The sequence below is a fragment of the Acinetobacter sp. BEC1-S18-ESBL-01 genome, assembly GCF_014169935.1.
GTDB lineage: Bacteria > Pseudomonadota > Gammaproteobacteria > Pseudomonadales > Moraxellaceae > Acinetobacter > Acinetobacter pittii.
Genome location: NZ_AP022302.1, coordinates 2,691,078 through 2,711,577, shown reverse-complemented (window position 1 = coordinate 2,711,577; position 20,500 = coordinate 2,691,078). Strand labels below are relative to the sequence as shown.

Genomic DNA, 20,500 nt, shown 5'->3' with positions numbered 1-20,500 from the left:
CTTGAGAATTCTGAATGGCGGCTATTGTAGCACTATTCATGGTGCTTTTTTTCGCAAAAAAAGCATTAATTCACTTGTTCTGATTCGAAGTTTTAATTTGATAAAAAATATAAGGCTATTTATAGAATAAGAAGAAGTGAATGAAGTATTGTTCTTAAATAAATGGATTGACCATAAGCTCCGATAAATTTCTTTGCATGGTCATCCAAAATTATCAAAAAAGTATTAAAGTACTATGCAACAAGTTGCAAAAAATTATTGGGACGCAGCATGACAAGTTACGCCAATTTATTAAAACCATTACATCTAGGCTTTACCACCATTAAAAACCGTGTGGTGATGGGTTCCATGCATACGGGGCTTGAAGACCGTTTTTACAATTATCCAAAACTGGCAGCTTATTTTGAAGAGCGTGCAAAAGGTGGGGTTGGCCTGATTGTGACAGGTGGTATTTCACCGAACCGTCAAGGATGGTTAGCACCTGCTGGCGGAACCATGAATAGCTTATTTGATATTCCACAGCATCGTCTGGTTACACATGCTGTGCATAAACATGGTTCAAAAATTTTAATGCAAATTTTGCATGCAGGTCGCTATGGTTACCAGCCGTTTGTTGTGTCTTCAACTGCAATTAAATCTCCAATTTCACCTTTTAAACCACGCCAGCTTTCTGAAAAAAATATTCTGAGCACAATAGAAGATTACGCACAGTGCGCTGACATTGCCAAAAAAGCAGGTTATGACGGCGTCGAAATTATGGGCTCGGAAGGTTATTTAATTAACCAGTTTTTAAGTCGCCACGTGAACCAGCGTACTGACCGTTGGGGTGGTGAAATTGAAAACCGTATGCGCTTTCCAGTCGAGATTGTTAAAGCGATTCGTGCCAAAGTCGGTGAGAAATTTATTATCTGTTTCCGCTTGTCTTTACTCGATTTAGTCCATGACGGTAACACCATGCAAGAGGTGGTGACTGTAGCCAAAGCTTTAGAAAAAGCAGGGGTGACTTTATTAAATACCGGCATTGGCTGGCATGAAGCTCGTGTGCCGACCATTGTAACATCTGTGCCTCGTGCAGCTTTTGTCGACTACACTGCTCATGTAAAACAACATATTTCTATTCCGATTATTGCGTCAAACCGTATTAACATGCCTGAAACTGCCGAAGAAATTTTGGCAACTGGCAAAGCAGATATGGTTCAAATGGCACGTCCTTTATTGGCCGATGCATTTTGGGTAAATAAAACTGCGACTAACCGCGTTGATGAAATTAATACCTGTATTGCATGTAACCAAGCCTGTTTAGACCATGCTTTTAAAAATAAGCGTGTATCTTGTTTGGTTAACCCTCGTGCAGGCCATGAAACTGAACTGGTCTATTTAAAGACTAAACAGCCTAAGCGAATTGCAGTTGTTGGCGGTGGAGTAGCGGGTATGTCGGCGGCAACTGTTGCGGCAAGCCGTGGCCATGCAGTGACGCTGTTTGAGGCAACTTCGGATGTAGGTGGTCAATTTAACTTTGCCAAAGTTGTACCAGGCAAAGAAGAATTTCACGAGACGATCCGCTACTTTAAAGTCCAACTCGAAAAAACAGGGGTGGACGTACGTTTAAATACTCGCGTAAATCGTGAGCAGCTCGAACGCGAAGGTTTTGATGAAGTGATTGTTGCAACAGGTGTAATCCCTCGTGCATTAAAAATTGAAGGAAGTGATGCACCACAAGTCCTTTCATATGCTCAAGTTTTAAAAGGGGCAGAAGTCGGGCAAAAAGTTGCAGTGATTGGTGCGGGTGGTATTGGTTTTGACGTGTCAGAGTTTTTACTTAAACCGGCACATCAACCACAGCCTCAACCTTTGGCAGATTGGCAACGTGAATGGGGGGTGGACCCAGATCCGAACTATGTTTCTGAAGGTGGTATGCAGCCGCCAGAAGTTGAACCAGCAATCCGTGAAATTTATTTACTACAACGTAAAACCACACCACTTGGTATTGGTCTTGGCAAGACTTCGGGTTGGGTACACCGTGCACAGCTTAAAAAGCATGGTGTACGTATGCTGCGTGGTGTGCAATATAAAGCAGTCACTGATGAAGGGCTTTGGATTGAGCACAATGGTCAAGACCAGCTTTTACGTGTAGATACTGTGGTGGTGTGTGCAGGTCAAGAGTCGGTAAAAGACTTGATGCCAAAAGAAGGTGAGTCGACTATAGCGAACTACCATATTATTGGTGGTGCAAAGCTTGCAGCAGAGCTAGATGCGAAGCGTGCGATCAAAGAAGGAGCAGAATTGGCTGCTCAACTGTAAAATTGATGAAACAATATGCACTTGAACACAAAGCGATGATATTTTTCTTGAATAAAATGAATAAGCTTTGTATTCTTACGCACATGGAAGCGTGGCAGAGCGGTTTAATGCACCGGTCTTGAAAACCGACGAGGGTGTGAGTCCTCCGTGAGTTCGAATCTCACCGCTTCCGCCAAATTCAAGTTTCTGACACTGTTTAACACTATATAAGTTTATGATTTATAAGGTTAAAGTTGGAAATATACGATATGACAAGCCGTGACGCACTACGCCAATCGGTAGTTATAAAGTAGTAAAAAATGCAGTAAGATTATTTCTTACTGCATTTTTTTATGTCTGAATTATGGCGACTCGTGGAATCAATAAGCTTAGTGCTTTACAAGTTAAAAAAGCTAAACCTGATCCTGACAAGATGTATAAGCTGTCTGATGGGGGAAACCTGTACCTGCGTATTGATCAGAGTGGTAGCAAGTACTGGATATTCAATTACACACGTCCATTTTTAGCCAAACGTAATGATTTATCTTTAGGTACTTATCCTGAAGTTTCACTGGATGATGCTCGCACTATTCGTGATGAATATAAGAAGCTCATTAAGCAGGGCATCGATCCAGCAATGGAGCGGATTGAAACCAAGTCCCAGAAACAGAAAGAAGCAGAAAATACCTTTCGTATTGTTGCTGAAGCATGGCTATATAAACGTGAGCTAGAGCAAAAACAGGATGAAGAGACGATCCGTCGTTTAAAGCACGATGTCTATCCCTATATTGGTGATTTAACCTTTCCACAGCTTACCTTGGAAATTCTTGAGATTAAGGTCTTTAAGCGCATTATTGAACGTGGTGCATTGTCAGTTGCCAAACGCCTAAAATCGGACTTGAACCAGATATTTAAGTCAGCACGTAAAAAGAAGCTGATTCAATACAATCCTATTGAGGATATTGAACTGCCCAAACCACAGGGTGGGAACTTTGCAGCCGTGACAGAGGAGCAGGAACTAGCTCCAATGCTCAATAAAATTTGGAACTACTCCAAACTTTATCCACGTTGTTCACATATCACACAAGTGGCGTTAAAAATCTCCGTGTTGACCTTTCAGCGACCTGGGGAGATACGCAAGCTGAAAAAGGAGTATTTCTATTGTGAAGAAAGATGCTTTAAATTTACAGCTAGTAAAACCAAGCAGCTTCATATTGTACCATTGTCAGATCAGGCCTTTGACTTAATTGATTCAATTATTGATCTGCACCCATACAGTGAATACATTTTCGTGGGTCGGGATGGTAAAACTTTTATTTCTGATAATACGATTAACTCAGCGTTAAAACGCTTGGGCTATGCTGGGAAGCAAACGGCACATGGATTACGTGCAACCGCACGAACCATGTTGGATGAAATATTAGAACAACGTGTAGACTTTATTGAGCATCAATTGGCACATAAAGTAAAAGATAATAATGGTACAGCCTACAATCGAACCAAATTTTTAAACAATCGTCGGGAGATGATGCAGGAGTGGGCGAATTACCTAGAATCATTGCTGGATCAGCAACAGTAAAAAGATGAAAATCCAATGATAAAAAAATAGCCTGTCAAACGACAGGCTATTTAATTTATGCTGCTTTAAGCTCTTTGAGTTCAAGCCATTCAATAATCTGGCTTTCAGCCCATGTGGGCATACTTGCTGTTAAATAGGTAGGTTCAGGAAAATCACCCCGACGAATCATTTTCCAGAAGGTGGATTCTGCAATATTCAATATCCCTTTGGTTGCAGGCTTATAAGATAGCTTTCGTCTGCGACCACCACGATCTACATAGTCATTGGCAGGGCGTTCAGGGTAGTTGACTAAGTCTTTGACACGATAATGCTGTTCTATCATTTTCCACCTCTAGGATTTTATACACATAAATATTAACAGTATGAAAGTATTGATATTGAACATTGCATACTTTCATATGGCTCATGATAGACAGTGGTATACAGTGATAAAAGAACAGTGCATAATTATAAAAAAATAGTACTATTATACATTGTTAACATATTGAAATATAATGATATGAGTATTATGAAATTTGAAGACTTAAGCGAACTGGAGCAGGAGCTCTTTGATTGTCTGTTTAATTATTATGAATCCAGCTTTCTACAGAGTGAGGCAAGTGGAAGTATAAAAACAGCTGATGAGCCAGAAAAAAGAATTATCGTTTCTGAGTTAAATGAGATGCAGCGGAAGGTGCTGAACGAGCGACTACACCTTAACGATTTAATTCCGAAAGAAATAAATGAATTTCATCAACTGATTTTAGGTGAGAATACGGTCATTTCACCTATGCAGATATTGGTACTATTAGAACAGCTGGATGTATTAAAAGACGAGTTTGGTACGCTTTCAAATACAATTCAAAAAAAACGTTATAGTGTAATTTTACAGGCTTATCAGGCTTTGGATGAAAATATTTGCACCCAACGCAATTTAAAGATTCTGAAACGAATGAGAGGTATTCGTGCAGTCAAAGTTCGTAATGATAAGAATGTATACCCACGCCATCAAATTCTGTATCGGGTTTTAAGGGATGAAGCTCATAAAAATGGTCGGTGGGAGAATTTATCACAGGCGGTAAAATCAATTTTGCCAATACTTAGACTTGAATATCAAAAAAATAATCTGGTCTGGATTCAGAATGAAATAGATTCTAAGCTGGCATTGATTGAAGAATTGGAAAAGGGACGACTCATTAATTCCCATAATAAACAGAATGAAAATTATCATGGAAAGGTTTATCAGAATCGTAAATATCAGAACAGGATCGACAAACTTCAGTTAGAAATAAACGAATTAATCATTGCTCAGAAGTCAACTGACCCTGCTTTGCTGCTGGGGAAAAAAATACCCTATAACACCATTTATAATGATGAAAGTATTCTTCACCACTTAAGAGATTGTCCTGAACTGTTACAGGATATTCTTATTCAAAAGTGATAAGAAGTACTCAAAAAAACAATCATCAACTTATTCATTACCAAAAGTATCAGAAGCAATTTGATCAACGGATAGGTGCCTGATTTGCTCTAGCTGAATATTTTTCTGTATTTCCTTTAAAAACTGGAGTTTTAATTTCTGAATTTCACTGGCGTCCTGAAGGGGGCTATTGGTTAATTCATTAATGGTAATTTTACTATTGATTAATTCATTAATGAGATACTTCTGGATAACTTCATCCTGTTTGCGTACCTGAAGCTGTTTAATATAAAGCATTTTATCAAGGGCTTTGATGCGTTGGTTCAATTCCTCAATAATCATGTCTTTTTCATTTAATTTTTGCTTATAGGGTAGAGGGAGCGTTTGCTTTGTCTCATACGTATTCATCAGGAATTCTAGACACTCTGCCTCAGTTTTAAGTTTGAGTTTTTCAGTCAATGTCTCCATTTTTTTTGCTGTATGTGAGGTTAGATAAAATTGCTTTCTCACATTCGCATGATTTTTCTTGGAATATTTGAAATTTCTGAATCTATTTTTCAGATCGGAAAAATATTTTTCATTGAGTAAAAGTACCCATTGATTCGTTATTTCTGCTACGAGTAATGGGTGGATCATGGTTTCGATGGGCTGAATTTGCAATCGTCCATCAGGAAGCTGGACTATCTGCAGTAGTGCCTGTTCTTTGTTACATTCGTGCTCTAAAAACAAGGATTTTAATGTCTGATCTTTATCAAGCCATTGTTGCAATGTCAGTTGTTTTCTTGCCATTTTGATGTTCTATGATGTTTGAAATTCTAATATGATTATAGATTTTAATTAAGGTGGAATAAACATTTCTAAATACGTTTAGTAAATGTTTATTTGTTTTAAATTTATTTTATAGTAAATATTTGTGCCTATCTAAAAATAATTCTAAAATTTACTAATAGCAATGTTGAATGAATAAAAATGTATGGATGAAATGACAGAAGAGCATAAGCAGCTCATTTTTAATTTTAATGAGTTATCACCACATAGATTAAGTTCCTACGCTAGACTGGTGCTGATTAAATTTATTAGTCTCTTTGGTACACAAAAAACCAACGATTCATTGTTGGAATTGTCTGAAAAGATAGGTGTGCAACATAAAAAATTAAAACTGGTATTGGAGGAGTTATCAGGCTTTGAGATATTGGAGTTTTCATATCCAGAAACAGGTCGGCGGGCAAGAGTTACAACCATACAGCTGAATTTAGATTATTTAAATCAGCTATTGAGTAAAGTTAATCAACATGAAACATCCCATCATAGGTATGTCCGCCTTAAGAGAGCGATTAAGCAGTTTGACCTTTTAATGCTTATTTTTATCAAATTATCTCAAGTCAGAGTGACCACTAAAAAGTTTGATTTACTACCCGAACAAAAACTGGATTTTAGGGTATTATTGACGCTATTACACCTGACTCGCTCATGTGATGTTTATGGGGTGATACGTAATATAGGTACAACACAACTGGTTGCTAAAACAGGGTTAAATAAGCAAGCAATATTTGATTCGATCTGCTTTTTGAAAAAAATAGGTTTGCTTCGGGTACATGTGCATGGGACGATCAATAACAAATTTATAAAAAATATAACGCCAATCTACATGTTGAATTTATCTCATGCCTTTTGGGGCAATCATGCTCGGTATGGTCGGTTTTATATATCGGAAGCCAGTGAAAGACATCATTTTGAAATAAAAATGATTGCTGATATTTTTACGGTAATTTCTGAGCAGGTGCAGCCGTTGGATTCTGACAACTCACGCGATCTCAATCATCTTACGGAATTGGTTCTTAAGCGTCTTGATTCAGATATAATCAACATTATTACTGGAACAATGATTGAGCGTATCCAGGCTTCATCACAAGTTCAGGAGACGATTTCTAGTTTCATTAAAGAATGTCTAATTCATTATTTACAATTACAACAATGCCATCAGGAACAAGGAGATTTGACAGTATTTGCAAAAGTGTTCAAACAAGCATCAATCAATAAAAAGAAACAACATATCAAATTGAATGATTTGGATTCAAATTTGACCATGATGCAATGTTATTTTGAATCATGGTGTTGCAGACTGCTTGATCAGCGGGGTTTACGTCAGCAGATTATACAGGGTTCACTGTTATATGGTGTGGATATTTTAAATCGAACTACAATTGAAAAAGATATTTATCCTTTTGTCTTTCAGGAAAAATACCGTTTGGAATTGATTGCAAATCCTGGCTTAATCAAAAAAGGCGACCTAGATGCAGACATTCAAATACAGATTCAGAAGCTGGAGAAGCAGGAGCAACTAGTCATCCTGGAATTCTTATTATTTTGTTTGAATTTGATTGCCAAAAATCAGATTTTACCATTTTTAAAAAGTACACGAAGACTCAGTCATGTAGCAGGCAAGTTTTTTCAAATTATACCAAAAGTCGAGTCGCAGAAAATGTATAGTTGTATCTATGTGCCCGATTCAACACTCACTAAAGATGAGTTTTTTCTGATCGATATGCCTTATCCAATTCGTGAGAAAGAGGATGAATTTTCGAGTGAAGACTGTTTGCTGAAATTCACTGAACCTAGTGTTAATGACATGAAAAAATATGGATTGCTGGATCAGTTTTATACAGGAGGAACTGAATTGCTGAATTAAAAAGTAGCGTAACTTTAGCTTCTGCAACATTCCCATAATTTGGTTATTCTCGCTGTATGGGACAGCGGGGTAATGGTCAGTCTAGACAGGTTTGCTTAACAGGTAATATATATTATTATCTATTAATAATATAAACAATAACTTATATCGTTGATTAAATACAGTGAGTTATTTAGTTAAGTATAGCCCATACTCAAATGGGTTATAGACAATGTATCAATATCAAATCACTAAAAGCATTCTAAATTAACCCTATAGTATGTTCCAAAGTCTCTAAGCATGTTCAGCTAAGCAGGATGACCACAACATCCTGCTTTAGAATCATGATCAGTAAAATTTTACATCTCTCACTTAGATATGAACCTTATGTTTCAGTGAGAACCTAAATGTACCAGAATAATCCATTAGAAAGTGAATCATCCATTCTTATCTCAATCGAAGATTTTATGGTTAGTACATGCCATGAGCAATTTGTTGATGATCATGAAGAATTCAAGCGAGAGCTGTTGGATGCTGTGTGTGCTTTTAAGGTGATTTACAGAGAAGATTTTACTTATTCCAGAATCATTAATGTTTTCAAAAGAGTGATTAATCTCGTAGATTACATTATGGATAAATTGGACTCCCATCTTTATGAAGATATTTTACGATTTGAACTAAACCACATCTTCCATATTCAAGGCATAATTCAACATGAGATGAAAAATACAATACGAGAACAATTCGATTTTCAGCGTCAAGAACAACGTAATCGCTTTAAACTGGAATGCTACCTAAATAAACTGCTTACACACTATGCTAGATTACAGTTTGTTCGAGTAGATATCTCTATTCTTAAAGAATATCAAATCCATTGGGGTATTCAAGACTTTAAGTATGCATTGGATATTCTATGTAATCGTATGTCAAATAAAGATACCTGTTTTAAGCACTTACAAGGTTATGTATGGGCATTAGAGCAGGGTGTAGAAAAAGGCTATCACTGCCATTTATTACTCATCTATGATGGGAATAGTCGTATAGAGGATTCAGGTTTAGCAAAACTGGTGGCTGAGTATTGGAAGCACATCACCAATCAACAGGGTACTCACTACAACTGTAATACCAAAGACAACAAGGAAAAATTTGATAAAAATGGATTGCTTGGGGTTGGAATGATTCATCGTGATCAACCAATACAAGTTACAAATGCGATTCGTGCAGCGATGTACTTGGTCAATCCTGAAAAAGAAGATCAGCGCTTACGGGCTAAAACCTCTCCACAGATGCGGACTTTTGGTACAGGTCAGTTTGAAGTAAAATGGCGCAGAGATATTGAACAAAATGAGTCATTATGATATTAAAAATAGAGAACACGACTATCAGATGTATTCTCTATCTTGTACAGTTTGACATCAAAAAGACAAACTTACATTTCCTTGATCGGTGATTAATTCAGCTTCAAGCACCTGATCACCACGGCATTTCAATAAGTACGATACTGTAGAGCTATAGCTCATTTGCACAGGCATCTTGCTATGAAAGTCAGCGGTGTAATAACCACAACGACCACGATTAATTTTCATGCCTTGTAGAACAAAAGGCTGATTGCTGGTCGATTGAATTTCAAGAATATATTCAATTGCCCCTTGTACATTAAAAGCAGATTGAGATTCTCTAGCACTAATGCGAGCCTTAACATTTAGATCGCTAACTTGTGCAGATTCATTCTCAAGCGGAATGTCAGCAGCTTCCTGAGTGTTGTTTGGATTAAGGTCAGTTTCCATCATGGCTTTCAGCACATCAGGATACTTATTCCATCCACTGATATAAGACTCCGCTTCCTTGACCTCAGCAGGTAAATAGACATGACCATTGTCAATAATCATCTGCATTTCATTGAGTTTAGCTTTAACTGCTTCCTCGGTATAAGGAGCATAGATTGATTGAGTATGCTGAGCAGCATTATTGGTAGGCTCACCTGAAGTATCAGTTTTTGGTGGTTGATTGTTCTGGCTACATGCCATTAACAGGGAACACAAGGCAATGGTGGAAAATAATGATTTCATGATTGCACTCCCTTATAATTTAGGACGAATAACAACAAACCAGACGAATAGTAGAATCAAAATTCCACCAACAATTTTACCGATGACTGGAAACATTACAGCAGGCCACACTAAGCCTTGCCCCAAATTGTAAGTAAATGGCTTGTAGTTATACTGTCCCCAAAAGTGTTGATAGATGGCAAAGAAAAAACCAATCACCAAGTAGCTACTAATCACCCATGTCTTAATATTTGAATTCATTTACTTTCCCCCAATTGCATATTTTGCCAATGCAATAAATAGTCCCATCACGATCATGAAGCTAATGAAGGGTAGACCCAGTACACAAATCACAGCGATGACGCAGATAATGCCTGCAAGTGTTCTCATGGCTACTCCTTCATACACTGATAGGACACATTGACCATATCCATCTGGAAGGATTCAGTTTGTTGAAGGGTGTACAGATTGTTTTTAAGACCATCCTCTCCATATTTATCTTCAAGTTTGTCGTAGATACATGAACAGGTATTGCCATCAATGCCGCCTGTTTTACAACCACTGATAAATTGGCGTTCTGTTTTACTGGCACAACCTGCAATCATCAATGTAAGTGAGATGAGTGCAAGCGAAGTAAGCGTTTTCATCATTTCCCCTAATTTTTTATTGTGTTATTTGATGTGTAATAAATTTTGCTGAATGAACTAAAGTGTAGATGTGACAAAGCTTTCCAAGGCTAGACAGCGTTTAGATTAGTCAAATAAGCAAAAAATTTATGAATGCTGTTAATGCAATAGAGGAATAGAAAATCGTTTTAGGAAAAACAATAAAGATAGAAAAAGTTTAGTCATGGCGACTACTCCTGTATGTATTAAGAAGCTCTACCAACTTACTGCTAAATAATGGTGGCAGAACGAAAAGGGGTTAGCAGACTGGACATACAGAACCAGCACGCGCGGACGCGTCCCCCTCCCGTTCTACCGCAAAGGGGGACGAGAAGGTTTTACGCATAAGAGATACTCAGAAGAATAAACCCTGATGCGCTGTATGAAACGGTCTGCTAAAACCGACTGACAATGTAGGCCAGCAGTTGAATGATAAAATTAAGGATGGGTTTAGTCAATTCAGCTAATGAAAATATATAAATAAATCAATAATTTTATTATTTTTAATACACTAGTACTTTTTCAATTTTAAGTAATATAATTCTGATGTCTAAAATAGTAAATTATCTGAAAATTCAAAAAATTAGGGGGATATATGAATTTTAAATTACTTAAAGTACGACTAGATAGAATTAAAACTCAAAAACATACACTTACTCCAGAAGATATGTTGATGTTAGTTACTCAAGAAAAAGCTGATCTTAATTCGGGGTTTTTCTCTCGCTTATTTAGTGTGACTATTCCACAAAAATGGGAATTTTCTATCAATTCATCTGAGGAAATTGGCGTTGCTTTAGAATTGGTTGAATTGATTGAAACAGTATTTATCCCTCACTATCAGGGGCATGCAAAAAATTATGCTTGGTTAGAGCAATGTATTTTATTCAAACTCAAGCATCAAGCGTCGATGAATATTTCTGAATTAGTCAGTCGGTATTTATCGAAGATTGAAAAAAGTGAACATTTACAGATTAGTCGAGAGATCTTAAAAATTTTATTTGAGCGTGAGCCTAGCAATGCTGTCATTAAAGCACAGGCGATAGTGTACAAACGTAGTCAAATCTATACTAGCGCTATAGAAAAGTTTGAGTACTATTTTGAGCATTGTTCTTATCAAGAAACATTATATTTTGATTATCTTGAATGTTTAATAATGCGGAAGAATGTTATCTATAATCAGGAAAAAGGAGAGTTTGGTGATTTGCAATATGCTGTATATTTACTTTGCTCTATAGACGATGCGAAAGATAGAGCATTACAAGGGAATCTACTCAATCGTGCTATAACAGCCCTTTTACCAGAAGACGTTATTGCAACTCGTCCTGAAGATACGAATTTCTTAGCTGACATGGGACGTGGGCTAAATAGTTTTAGTAAGGGAGTTGGTACATTTTTTGGAGGGCGTGATTCGCAGATTCCATATAGTGAAGGAATTATTGCGAGTGCACCAAAACTTTTGAAAAATAAAAAAATTGTTGAGTGTCTTAACCAAAATCAAAAAGCACAAAAAGAGCTAGAAAAAATATTATCTGATCAAGGGCTAAAGGTGGGTGTGGGCTTAACGGCATCCGCATATTCTTTAGGATTAATTTGGGATTATGCACATATTGATCCATCTGTATTAGATGCATTGAGCTTTGCATCAAAAGGAAATCCTGAAAACTTAAATACTTTACAAGACATTTCAGCGAATACACTAGATAGTGCAGGAGCAGTGACTCGTTTAACTGGTTATGTTGCTGAACAACAGGTTGCACTGAATTTACAACAACAAGGACATACAGTTGAATTTCCCGATAGCGCAAACCAAGCTGGTTATGATTTGATTGTTGATGGCACACCGATGCAAGTTAAGTGCTCAATGGATGCTGATTATGTATTAAGTCATTTTGATAAGTATCCAGATATTCCAGTGATTGTGAACAGTGAACTTGCAGAGCAGCTAGGTAATCATCCGATGGTGTTAGTGGATACCACTTTAAGCTATGAAGCTGTTCAGGAAACTACTGGTGTAGGACTAGAGCAAGTTTCAGATTTTGCGGATGTAGGAGATATGCTACCAATCCCACTATTAACGATTGGTTTAGCGGCATATCGTAATTATGGTGATTTTAATTCAGGTAAAGTGGATGGCGAGCAATACTTAAAAAATGTTGGCAAAGAAACTGCTGCAATTGCTGGAGGTGCAATGACAGGGTCAATGCTACTCGGCGCATTAGCAGGTCTTGCTACAGGTGGTGTTGGAGTCATTGTTGCGAGTGGTATTGGTGCATATATGGGAGGGGTTGCTGGTTCTACAGGTGCAAATAGTATGAATCGAGAAGCCTTGTGTAATCAGAGAGATATCGTAGTGAAATTACTCATTGAATTCGCAGCGTGGTTCAAGAGCCTGTAAATTATTTTGTGTAAGTTCCATTTTTTATAAATGATCTTTTAATCGATCATCGAACTGAATCGTAAACCAATTCATTGCTAAACGCCAATTTTGAATTGGCATCGTCCATTTCTTCGCAGCATTTGATGTTGCTAAGTAAATGACCTTCTTTACTGAGTCATCAGATGAAAAGATTTTCCTTTTCTTCGTTGAATGGCGTATTACGCTATTCAACGACTCAATCGCATTTGTTGTATAAATTGCATGACGTATTTCGGCTGGATAGCTAAAGATCGTTCGGATATTTTCCCAATTGGCCCGCCAGGATTCTCCAATTTTGGGATACTGGTGATTCCATTGATCACAGAAGATGTCTAGGGATTTTAAAGCATTTTCCTCTGTACTTGCCTGATAAATCGCTTTCAGACCCGACGTAACAGCTTTGTAGTCTTTCCAGCTTACAAATCTCAGGCTATTGCGTACAACATGCACGATACACAGTTGAATATCAGTATGAGGGTAAACAGAGGCTATCGCGTCAGGAAAGCCTTTTAATCCATCTACACAGGCAACAAGAATGTCCTGTACTCCTCGATTTTTAGCTCTGTCATGACTGACAGCCAGAATTTGGCACCTTCTGTCTGAGCAATCCACATACCCAGTAATTCTTTTTGCCCATCCATATTGATGCCTAAAGCAAGGTATACGGACTTGTTAATCACATTGGAGTGCTGACGGACTTTGACAACAATACAGTCAAGATAGACAACAGGATAAAGGCTATCTAAGGCTCTATTTTGCCACTCAGTCACTTGCTCAATCACAGCATCGGTAACTTTGCTGATGAGAGATGCTGACACATCGGCATCGTACATTTCTTTGAAGAAGGCTACAATTTCCCTATTAGTCATTCCTTTTGCATACAGTGAGAGGATTTGGTCATCCATACTGGTGATGCGTGTTTGGTGCTTTTTTATAATTTGTGGCTCAAATGAACCTTCTCGATCACGGGGAATATCTAAAGCCAGTTGTCCATCTTGAGTTGTAATGGTTTTAGAACTAAACCCATTACGGCTATTTGAGCCTTTCTTGGGCTGATGCTTTTCATAACCGAGATGGTCTGAAAGTTCAGTATTGAGTGCAGTTTCAATCATGAATTTTTTAAAGACTGCTGTCATTTGGTTTAAGTCTTCTGGTGTTTTTAGACCTTTAGCCAATTCGGCAGCCATACTTTTGATTGTTGCTTCATCCATGTGAAGTACCTTTTGTAATTATCCTCTGAAGGATAAATGAAAATTAAGTACTTACACAAAATTTAGAACAGTCCCTGGTTCAATGAAAATTTATTGGTTCATCGAACAAATGTGCTATTCAAACAGCTACAAAGTTTTGAAACTCATATGTTGAATAATGCTGATCGTATTATTACTTTTAGTACTTTATTGATCTATCAACATGAAGCTTATATGCGTGCCTATCATCTGAACCAATGGATATTACATAAGTTGCAAAAAGGTAATGAAATGGAAAAGGTTCAAGCTGGTTGGGTGGCTATTGATGAGTCAAGTAATTTTATATCAGTTGATCTACAGCCAAAAATTAATGAAATTAATCGTCAATTAGAGATTTATAGGGAACTTGCCAAACCTGATTCAGCACAGCCTAATCGTACTCATCAGCTTAAACCTGCTTGAGTGTTGGAATAATATTGATAGTTGTATTTGAAATAAAAAATTGGAGAGATTATTTACTAATTGAATTAGTAAATTAAAAGTTATTCCAAATAATTTCAGACACATAATATCCTAATGAGAATCATGAAACTCTTTTGAGTTCTTCATGAAAATATGAAAACAAAGTCTGCCATCGAGCAGGCTTTTTTTATGCACAAAATTTAAGGAGTCGAGCTATGAGCTTGAGCTGTCCCTTTTGCCATTCAACGAATGTGATATTGGTTGAAGCAAGTACACAACAATCAAATACGACCTTAACCAATTTGGTCACACCGACCACATTGGGTGCATTGGGAACCACGGTCGCAAAGTCTTTCAATCTGCCACCGATTGTCGGTGGAATAGCAGGAACGGTACTCGGCAGTGTGTTGAATTCATTTACCGAACAAAGCACACCACCACAGCAGAATTTATGCTTCTGCCACAACTGCTACCAAAAGTTTCCAGCGCACCTTTTGCATTAAAGATCGTTAGTAACCACACAAATTCAAATTTCATTTTCAAATTAAAAGGAATAAAACTATGGCACATCAACTTGAACAAATGGCGTATGTCGGAGAAACCCCTTGGCACGGACTAGGGAATCAACTGACACAAAACCAACCGATTGAAGTCTGGGCACAGCAGGCAGGTATGGATTGGCGGATTGAATCTTCTAATGTCAGTTATATGGCGCAGAATGACCGTGGGCAAAGCATCATCATGCCTTATGAAGAACAACGAGTTTTATATCGCTCTGATACCCATGCTCCACTGTCAGTCGTCAGTCAACGCTTTCAGGAAGTGCAACCGAGAGAGATTTTAGAATTCTATCGTGACCTCACCGAGCAATCAGGTTTTGAACTTGAAACCGCAGGTGTACTCAAAGGTGGCAAGAAATTCTGGGCACTAGCACGTACAGGGCAAACATCCATGTTGAAGGGCAAAGATGTCAGTAATGGCTATATGCTCTTGGCAACAGCATGTGACGGAACCCTTGCCACCACCGCACAATTTACCTCGATCCGAGTAGTGTGCAACAATACTTTAGCGATTGCCTTAAAAGGACAGAACAGCAGTGCAGGTGTGGTCAAAGTTCCACACAGTACTAAATTTGATGCTGATAAGGTCAAACAGCAACTCGGTATTTCAGTACGTGCATGGGATGAACACATGTATGAAATGAAGCAACTGACACAACGTAAAGTGAGTCAGATGGAAGCATCCGCTTACTTTGATGCCGTGTTCAATAACAGCACAATGAACAACGTGGTGGATCAGGAGGACAACATCATCCAGTTCTACCGTGATGTAGCCTTACAAGCCCAAGCCAATGGCAAGGACAAAGCTGAACCAAATGCCAAATCGATGAGTCGAGCTATGGAAATGTTTAATGGTCAAGGACGAGGTGCGGAGCTAAGTTCAGCCAAAGGAACAGCCTATGGATTACTGTGTTCAATCACAGAATTTATAGACCACGAACGTCGTGCCATGAGTACCGATCACCGGCTTGATTCAGCTTGGTTTGGTGCTGGCGCATCGATCAAACAACGAGGATTGGAACAGGCACTTAACATGCTTGCATAGTGCGGAATATACATTTTTCAATCATGGAAAGTTAGACCTAACTAAGCATTTTTAAATGGAATTTCGAATTTTAAAAATTATTAAAACCATAGCTTCGGCTGTGGTTTTTTTATGCCCATTTTTTGTGATCCCCATCATTTTACATAGCAAAATAATCAGGACTTCAATATGAATACCGCAATTTTAAATCCATCTATGCAACAGGCAAGTACCCCATTTATTGCCCCAAAATTATTCACAGCCAAACGCTTGGTCAATACAAAGAATATGACTCAAGCAGAATGGCTTGAAGTCAGACGCCAAGGTATTGGCAGTAGTGACTGTGCCGCAGCCTGTGGACTTAATCCCTATATGTCGATGCTAGAACTGTGGATGATCAAGACAGGTCGAGTTAAACAATCCATTGAAGATGAAAGCACAGGTCATGCCCCTTTATATTGGGGTAAACAACTTGAACCTTTGGTCGCTGAATACTACAGCATGCATACCAACAACAAAGTTCGTCGTATCAATGCCGTACTACAACATCCTGATGAGGATAAGCATTTTATGCTGGCTAACTTAGATTACTCGGTGGTAGGTAGTGAGGAAGTACAGATTTTAGAATGCAAAACCGCAGGGGAATATGGAGCAAAGTTATGGCGAGATGGTGTGCCTTTATACGTATTGTGTCAGGTGCAACATCAACTCGCTGTAACAGGCAAAAAGGCAGCGCATATTTGTGTGCTGATCTGTGGTCATGAAACTCGTATCTATAAAGTGGCACGCAGTGAATCAGTCATTCAACATATTGTGAATGCAGAGCGATACTTTTGGGAGTGTGTGGAAAATGACACGCCACCTTCAGTCGATGCCAGTGAATCGGCAGCTAAAGCCATTCAGCAACTCTATCCTCAACATATTCCACTCAGTGTCGAAGATCTCAGTCAAAATGAACAAGCCAATCAGTTGTTTGCTCAACTGATTCAAGAAAAGCATCATATTGAAAAACACCAAAACAGCTTTGATGAAACTAAGCATCAAATTCAGATGTTAATGAAAGATGCTGAACGAGCAACTTTTGCCAATGGTTCAGTGACGTGGAAACGATCTAAAGACTCCATTGCTTTAGATAATAAGGCTGTATTGAAAATGCATCCTGAACTAATCAATGAGTTTCCACAAAACAAGGTGGGGACACGACGTTTTCAAATCTATAGCAATGATGACTGACCCGATCAAAACCATGCATCTATATCGCTAACTATATATGCATGAAATATCCATTCTTCCCAAAAGCGCAAAAAAACCACCCCCGATCTACCGACTCCCGAAGGAGCGGTAGACCAACAATGGCGGTTTTTGCGAAGTCGTAGCTTTTCATATTTCTGTTTACTTACATAGCAAGGGGTAATCAGTAAAATTTTACTTATAGGACAAACAACATGATCAAAGGTTTAGCGATTACACCGCCAATACTCGGCAGAATTAGTATCGGTAAAGTGGTCGAAAAGAATGGTAAACGTCTGCCTGAAAAAGATGATCAATTTACGATTACTAGCCAAATTCAGAATAAGGATGGCTGGGTGAAACACCCACTGGATGAGCAGCTAAGAGCCAAGGCACAAAACCAGAAACTCAGAACCATTCCTGTCCGGATGATTTTTAATGATCCTGAACTCAACTTGCGAGCTGAGTACACTCTATTCGACCGACAAACTGGTCGGCCCATCTGTACTGGTAATGGTGAAACCTGTCAGCGACTTGGACAAAACGGGGTTGAACAGCATCCATGTCCATCACCTGATTTATGCCCCTTGGCCCAAGGTGGACACTGCAAGCCTTATGGGCGGCTTTACGTCAATCTAGATGAGTCGGATGAGTTGGGTACATTCATTTTTAGGACTACAGGTTTCAATAGCATTCGTACCTTAGCTGCACGGCTTCGTTATTACCATGCGGCTTCAGGTGATTTACTTTCATGTTTGCCATTGCAACTGACCTTACGAGGAAAAAGCACAACGCAAAGTTACCGTACCCCAATTTATTACGTGGACTTAACCTTACGTGATGGAATCAATCTACAAGAAGCCATTACTTCAGCCAAACAGATCGATGGACAAAGCAAGACAGCAGGGTTTTATCAGGAGGCTTTAGATCATGTGGCAAGGCTAGGTTATGGTAATGCCAGATTTGAGGTAGGAGGTGAGGAGGGACTGGATATTGTTGAGGAGTTTTATATCAATGAACCAAAACCAGAGCAGGGTCAGCAGCTTAGTGATTTAACTCATGTTCAAGACATTCAGAAAGGGTTGCAGCATTCTGTGCAGGCTCTCAATTGAAATGGACCTAGTTAGAAAAGAGTACTTGTACTCTTTTTTTTGCAGATTTTGGACTGTAGATAAGAAAATACTCACTCCTAGAATTTTTGAGAGATGGATTTACTTTAATAACGCTTTTTAGTATTTTGGTAGCAAATCAGAAGTATGTTCATGACTATGCGTTCAAGTAGGTTTTCTAAGCTTATACTCGCATTTGTCCTGTTTTTGTTTACCATAACAATTACGGGAGTTCATGCGTGGGCGCCTGTTCTACTTGAAAATATTGAACATCAGCATGAGTTGAGTATCATTGTAGAGGATGATGCTTCTAGTCATTGGTCTTTACAGCACTCAGATGATTCTCTAAAAAGTTCTGCTGATCATGATGCAGAAGCACATACGTGGAAGAATTTTGATGAGCCGATCTATCATCATTCAGTAAAGCCAATTTCTTCTGATAGTGATTTCAGCATAGATCCAATCTTTATTCTTAGTTTCGCACTTCCACTAGTTTTATTCTTTTTCCAGCTTTTTGAAAAGCCCGTTTATCGAGTCTTTTTAAAGCGGCGATCCCCTCTAGTATTTAGTAATTCTTATACTTTCTCTAAAGATTTAATCGTCCTACGTAATTGATCTTTCTATACAAAAAATAGTTTTTAATTTTTTTGTATAGGTAAAGTCATGTCTAAAAAATATCAGATATTTCTTACCTGTGGATTTGTAGCAACAGCAGCAAATGTATTCGCAGAAACGAATTATGCAGAACTACAAAAGCAGGTAATCGCAAATGATGCTGTACTCAATAGCTTACAGCAGTCCGAGCAAGCTTATGAAATCAATCAAAAGTTTGCTGGCAGATTAATTAATCCGACTTTCAATATGGAGTTGGATAATCTCGGTAATTCAAAATTGAAAGATTTGGATGGCCCAACAACCTTGCTGGGGCTATCACAAGAGATCCCCCTCAGTAATAAACTTTCCTTGAGAAAACAGATTGCGAGTTTTCAAGGTGATCGTAATCAGTTCGAAATAGCAAAGCGTCAGGCTGAACTCAAAGCAGATTTAAGAATCTGTATGGCGAACTGGTATGTAGCTACTCAGCGTGCTGAAATTTATTCTTCTGAGAGTAAATTGAATGCCAGACAAGCTAACGTTCTTTCCGAACGTCTTAAGTACGGGCGAGTAATTCCTTCCGATGCTCAACTAAGCATAGCACTTTCATCTGAGTCGAAATTGCGCCATCAAAATGAAGTGAAGAAGATTCAGTTCCAGAAAAATCTATGTTCTAAGTTCACTTCCAACCTGCCCAGTAGTGCATTGGAGGTTCCGCTAAGCTTTAATTTCACAGACAAAATAAGTTTGTCTGAGCAAGAAGCAACTTTAAGTTCAAAGCTGAAAAAAGCTCAGTTTGAGTTGGCTCGTAAAGAAGCAATACCAGATATTACTTTGGGAGTAGGGGTTAGAAACTACCAAGAAACCAATGACAAAGTCTTTCAGGTTTCGACATCAATACCCCTCAATATTTTTAGTCGAAATAAAGGCAATATTGCGATCGCTCAAGCAGAGCATACGAAAGCAGAAACACAGTCGGTGCTTGTGAATCGTAATTCTAAAATTGAATTGGAAAACAAGGCTATTGAGGTTTCCAACTTGATTGATGCGATTAAGCAATATGATCAAACGGTTTTGCCCGCAACAAATGAGAGTCTCCGAATTGCTGAAATGGGATACCAAGCAGGGAAAAACTCTTTACTTGAATTCAATAATATTAAGCAAATTTGGTTAGACAAACATCTTGCTCGATTCGATATGTGGTTGGCTTTGCAAACTGAAATTGCAGATGTCGAACGTAACTACATTACTCATTTAGATCAAGAATAAGGGCAAG

The 20,500-nt window shown here is 38.3% G+C and carries 17 protein-coding genes, 1 tRNA gene and 3 pseudogenes; 14 read left to right on the top strand and 7 right to left on the bottom strand.

Annotated elements, in window-relative coordinates:
• The first annotated feature begins 270 nt into the window (after positions 1 to 270).
• From H7R46_RS12810 to H7R46_RS12800, 3 genes are all read left to right on the top strand, one after another.
• Positions 271 to 2,301, top strand: coding sequence for an NADPH-dependent 2,4-dienoyl-CoA reductase (locus H7R46_RS12810; RefSeq protein WP_005070485.1), 2,031 nt, complete (start codon positions 271 to 273; stop codon positions 2,299 to 2,301).
• Positions 2,302 to 2,386: 85 nt separating this feature from the next.
• Positions 2,387 to 2,476: transfer RNA gene (locus tag H7R46_RS12805), tRNA-Ser, on the top strand.
• A 168-nt stretch (positions 2,477 to 2,644) separates the two neighbouring features.
• Positions 2,645 to 3,859: a tyrosine-type recombinase/integrase gene (locus H7R46_RS12800; protein ID WP_000235462.1), complete on the top strand. Its 1,215-nt coding sequence runs from the start codon at positions 2,645 to 2,647 to the stop codon at positions 3,857 to 3,859.
• Positions 3,860 to 3,914: 55 nt separating this feature from the next.
• Here H7R46_RS12800 and H7R46_RS12795 read toward each other — a convergent pair whose 3' ends face one another.
• Positions 3,915 to 4,181, bottom strand: a complete 267-nt coding sequence (locus H7R46_RS12795; RefSeq protein ID WP_182924215.1) for a helix-turn-helix transcriptional regulator — start codon at positions 4,179 to 4,181, stop codon at positions 3,915 to 3,917.
• 177 nt (positions 4,182 to 4,358) lie between these two features.
• On the opposite strand from H7R46_RS12795, the gene H7R46_RS12790 reads away from it, so the two are divergent.
• Complete coding sequence (locus H7R46_RS12790) at positions 4,359 to 5,279, top strand: hypothetical protein (protein WP_005271772.1); 921 nt, start codon at positions 4,359 to 4,361, stop codon at positions 5,277 to 5,279.
• 30 nt (positions 5,280 to 5,309) lie between these two features.
• Here H7R46_RS12790 and H7R46_RS12785 read toward each other — a convergent pair whose 3' ends face one another.
• Complete coding sequence (locus H7R46_RS12785) at positions 5,310 to 6,047, bottom strand: hypothetical protein (RefSeq protein ID WP_005271770.1); 738 nt, start codon at positions 6,045 to 6,047, stop codon at positions 5,310 to 5,312.
• Between the two features lie 184 nt (positions 6,048 to 6,231).
• On the opposite strand from H7R46_RS12785, the gene H7R46_RS12780 reads away from it, so the two are divergent.
• Positions 6,232 to 7,947, top strand: a complete 1,716-nt coding sequence (locus H7R46_RS12780; protein WP_005271769.1) for a hypothetical protein — start codon at positions 6,232 to 6,234, stop codon at positions 7,945 to 7,947.
• Between the two features lie 386 nt (positions 7,948 to 8,333).
• Positions 8,334 to 9,284, top strand: coding sequence for an inovirus-type Gp2 protein (locus H7R46_RS12775; RefSeq protein ID WP_000284561.1), 951 nt, complete (start codon positions 8,334 to 8,336; stop codon positions 9,282 to 9,284).
• A 57-nt stretch (positions 9,285 to 9,341) separates the two neighbouring features.
• On the opposite strand, the gene H7R46_RS12770 is transcribed toward H7R46_RS12775, so the two are convergent.
• Genes H7R46_RS12770 through H7R46_RS12760 form a run of 4 tightly spaced genes read right to left on the bottom strand, consistent with a single transcriptional unit; the run spans position 9,342 to position 10,621 of the window.
• A complete protein-coding gene (locus H7R46_RS12770; RefSeq protein WP_000838342.1) occupies positions 9,342 to 9,995 on the bottom strand; it encodes a hypothetical protein in 654 nt (217 codons plus the stop codon).
• Positions 9,996 to 10,007: 12 nt separating this feature from the next.
• Positions 10,008 to 10,235 carry a hypothetical protein gene (locus H7R46_RS12765; RefSeq protein WP_005271766.1) on the bottom strand — a complete coding sequence of 76 codons (228 nt, stop codon included), beginning with the start codon at positions 10,233 to 10,235 and terminating at the stop codon, positions 10,008 to 10,010.
• Positions 10,236 to 10,364, bottom strand: coding sequence for a hypothetical protein (locus tag H7R46_RS19430; protein WP_005271762.1), 129 nt, complete (start codon positions 10,362 to 10,364; stop codon positions 10,236 to 10,238).
• Positions 10,365 to 10,366: 2 nt separating this feature from the next.
• Positions 10,367 to 10,621, bottom strand: a complete 255-nt coding sequence (locus H7R46_RS12760; protein WP_005271760.1) for a hypothetical protein — start codon at positions 10,619 to 10,621, stop codon at positions 10,367 to 10,369.
• Positions 10,622 to 11,234: 613 nt separating this feature from the next.
• Between H7R46_RS12760 and H7R46_RS12755 the strand changes: the two are divergent.
• Positions 11,235 to 13,022: pseudogene (locus H7R46_RS12755) on the top strand (glycine zipper family protein); the annotation flags it as partial.
• Between the two features lie 36 nt (positions 13,023 to 13,058).
• Here the strand turns inward: H7R46_RS12755 and H7R46_RS12750 are convergent.
• Positions 13,059 to 14,266, bottom strand: a pseudogene (locus H7R46_RS12750) (IS256-like element ISAba26 family transposase).
• Between the two features lie 75 nt (positions 14,267 to 14,341).
• On the opposite strand from H7R46_RS12750, the pseudogene H7R46_RS12745 reads away from it, so the two are divergent.
• From H7R46_RS12745 to H7R46_RS12715, 7 genes and pseudogenes are all read left to right on the top strand, one after another.
• A pseudogene (locus H7R46_RS12745) lies at positions 14,342 to 14,707 on the top strand (glycine zipper family protein); the annotation flags it as partial.
• Between the two features lie 215 nt (positions 14,708 to 14,922).
• On the top strand, positions 14,923 to 15,210 hold the full coding sequence (locus H7R46_RS12740; RefSeq protein ID WP_000058781.1) for a hypothetical protein: 288 nt from the start codon (positions 14,923 to 14,925) through the stop codon (positions 15,208 to 15,210).
• A 58-nt stretch (positions 15,211 to 15,268) separates the two neighbouring features.
• Positions 15,269 to 16,312, top strand: coding sequence for a DUF932 domain-containing protein (locus H7R46_RS12735; RefSeq protein WP_000951122.1), 1,044 nt, complete (start codon positions 15,269 to 15,271; stop codon positions 16,310 to 16,312).
• Positions 16,313 to 16,480: 168 nt separating this feature from the next.
• Positions 16,481 to 17,524: a YqaJ viral recombinase family protein gene (locus H7R46_RS12730; protein WP_001090272.1), complete on the top strand. Its 1,044-nt coding sequence runs from the start codon at positions 16,481 to 16,483 to the stop codon at positions 17,522 to 17,524.
• 212 nt (positions 17,525 to 17,736) lie between these two features.
• A complete protein-coding gene (locus H7R46_RS12725; RefSeq protein ID WP_000589670.1) occupies positions 17,737 to 18,633 on the top strand; it encodes a hypothetical protein in 897 nt (298 codons plus the stop codon).
• Between the two features lie 156 nt (positions 18,634 to 18,789).
• Positions 18,790 to 19,245 carry a hypothetical protein gene (locus H7R46_RS12720; protein ID WP_002086797.1) on the top strand — a complete coding sequence of 152 codons (456 nt, stop codon included), beginning with the start codon at positions 18,790 to 18,792 and terminating at the stop codon, positions 19,243 to 19,245.
• Between the two features lie 48 nt (positions 19,246 to 19,293).
• A complete protein-coding gene (locus H7R46_RS12715; protein ID WP_000039774.1) occupies positions 19,294 to 20,493 on the top strand; it encodes a TolC family protein in 1,200 nt (399 codons plus the stop codon).
• The last annotated feature ends 7 nt before the right edge of the window (positions 20,494 to 20,500 follow it).

Excerpts from the sequence above, each read along its gene's own strand:
- H7R46_RS12810 (WP_005070485.1), top strand. The coding sequence starts at position 271 with ATGACAAGTTACGCCAATTTATTAAAACCATTACATCTAGGCTTTACC.
- H7R46_RS12800 (WP_000235462.1), top strand. The coding sequence starts at position 2,645 with ATGGCGACTCGTGGAATCAATAAGCTTAGTGCTTTACAAGTTAAAAAA.
- H7R46_RS12795 (WP_182924215.1), bottom strand. The coding sequence starts at position 4,181 with ATGATAGAACAGCATTATCGTGTCAAAGACTTAGTCAACTACCCTGAA.
- H7R46_RS12790 (WP_005271772.1), top strand. The coding sequence starts at position 4,359 with ATGAGTATTATGAAATTTGAAGACTTAAGCGAACTGGAGCAGGAGCTC.
- H7R46_RS12785 (WP_005271770.1), bottom strand. The coding sequence starts at position 6,047 with ATGGCAAGAAAACAACTGACATTGCAACAATGGCTTGATAAAGATCAG.
- H7R46_RS12780 (WP_005271769.1), top strand. The coding sequence starts at position 6,232 with ATGGATGAAATGACAGAAGAGCATAAGCAGCTCATTTTTAATTTTAAT.
- H7R46_RS12775 (WP_000284561.1), top strand. The coding sequence starts at position 8,334 with ATGTACCAGAATAATCCATTAGAAAGTGAATCATCCATTCTTATCTCA.
- H7R46_RS12770 (WP_000838342.1), bottom strand. The coding sequence starts at position 9,995 with ATGAAATCATTATTTTCCACCATTGCCTTGTGTTCCCTGTTAATGGCA.
- H7R46_RS12765 (WP_005271766.1), bottom strand. The coding sequence starts at position 10,235 with ATGAATTCAAATATTAAGACATGGGTGATTAGTAGCTACTTGGTGATT.
- H7R46_RS19430 (WP_005271762.1), bottom strand. The coding sequence starts at position 10,364 with ATGAGAACACTTGCAGGCATTATCTGCGTCATCGCTGTGATTTGTGTA.
- H7R46_RS12760 (WP_005271760.1), bottom strand. The coding sequence starts at position 10,621 with ATGAAAACGCTTACTTCGCTTGCACTCATCTCACTTACATTGATGATT.
- H7R46_RS12740 (WP_000058781.1), top strand. The coding sequence starts at position 14,923 with ATGAGCTTGAGCTGTCCCTTTTGCCATTCAACGAATGTGATATTGGTT.
- H7R46_RS12735 (WP_000951122.1), top strand. The coding sequence starts at position 15,269 with ATGGCACATCAACTTGAACAAATGGCGTATGTCGGAGAAACCCCTTGG.
- H7R46_RS12730 (WP_001090272.1), top strand. The coding sequence starts at position 16,481 with ATGAATACCGCAATTTTAAATCCATCTATGCAACAGGCAAGTACCCCA.
- H7R46_RS12725 (WP_000589670.1), top strand. The coding sequence starts at position 17,737 with ATGATCAAAGGTTTAGCGATTACACCGCCAATACTCGGCAGAATTAGT.
- H7R46_RS12720 (WP_002086797.1), top strand. The coding sequence starts at position 18,790 with ATGCGTTCAAGTAGGTTTTCTAAGCTTATACTCGCATTTGTCCTGTTT.
- H7R46_RS12715 (WP_000039774.1), top strand. The coding sequence starts at position 19,294 with ATGTCTAAAAAATATCAGATATTTCTTACCTGTGGATTTGTAGCAACA.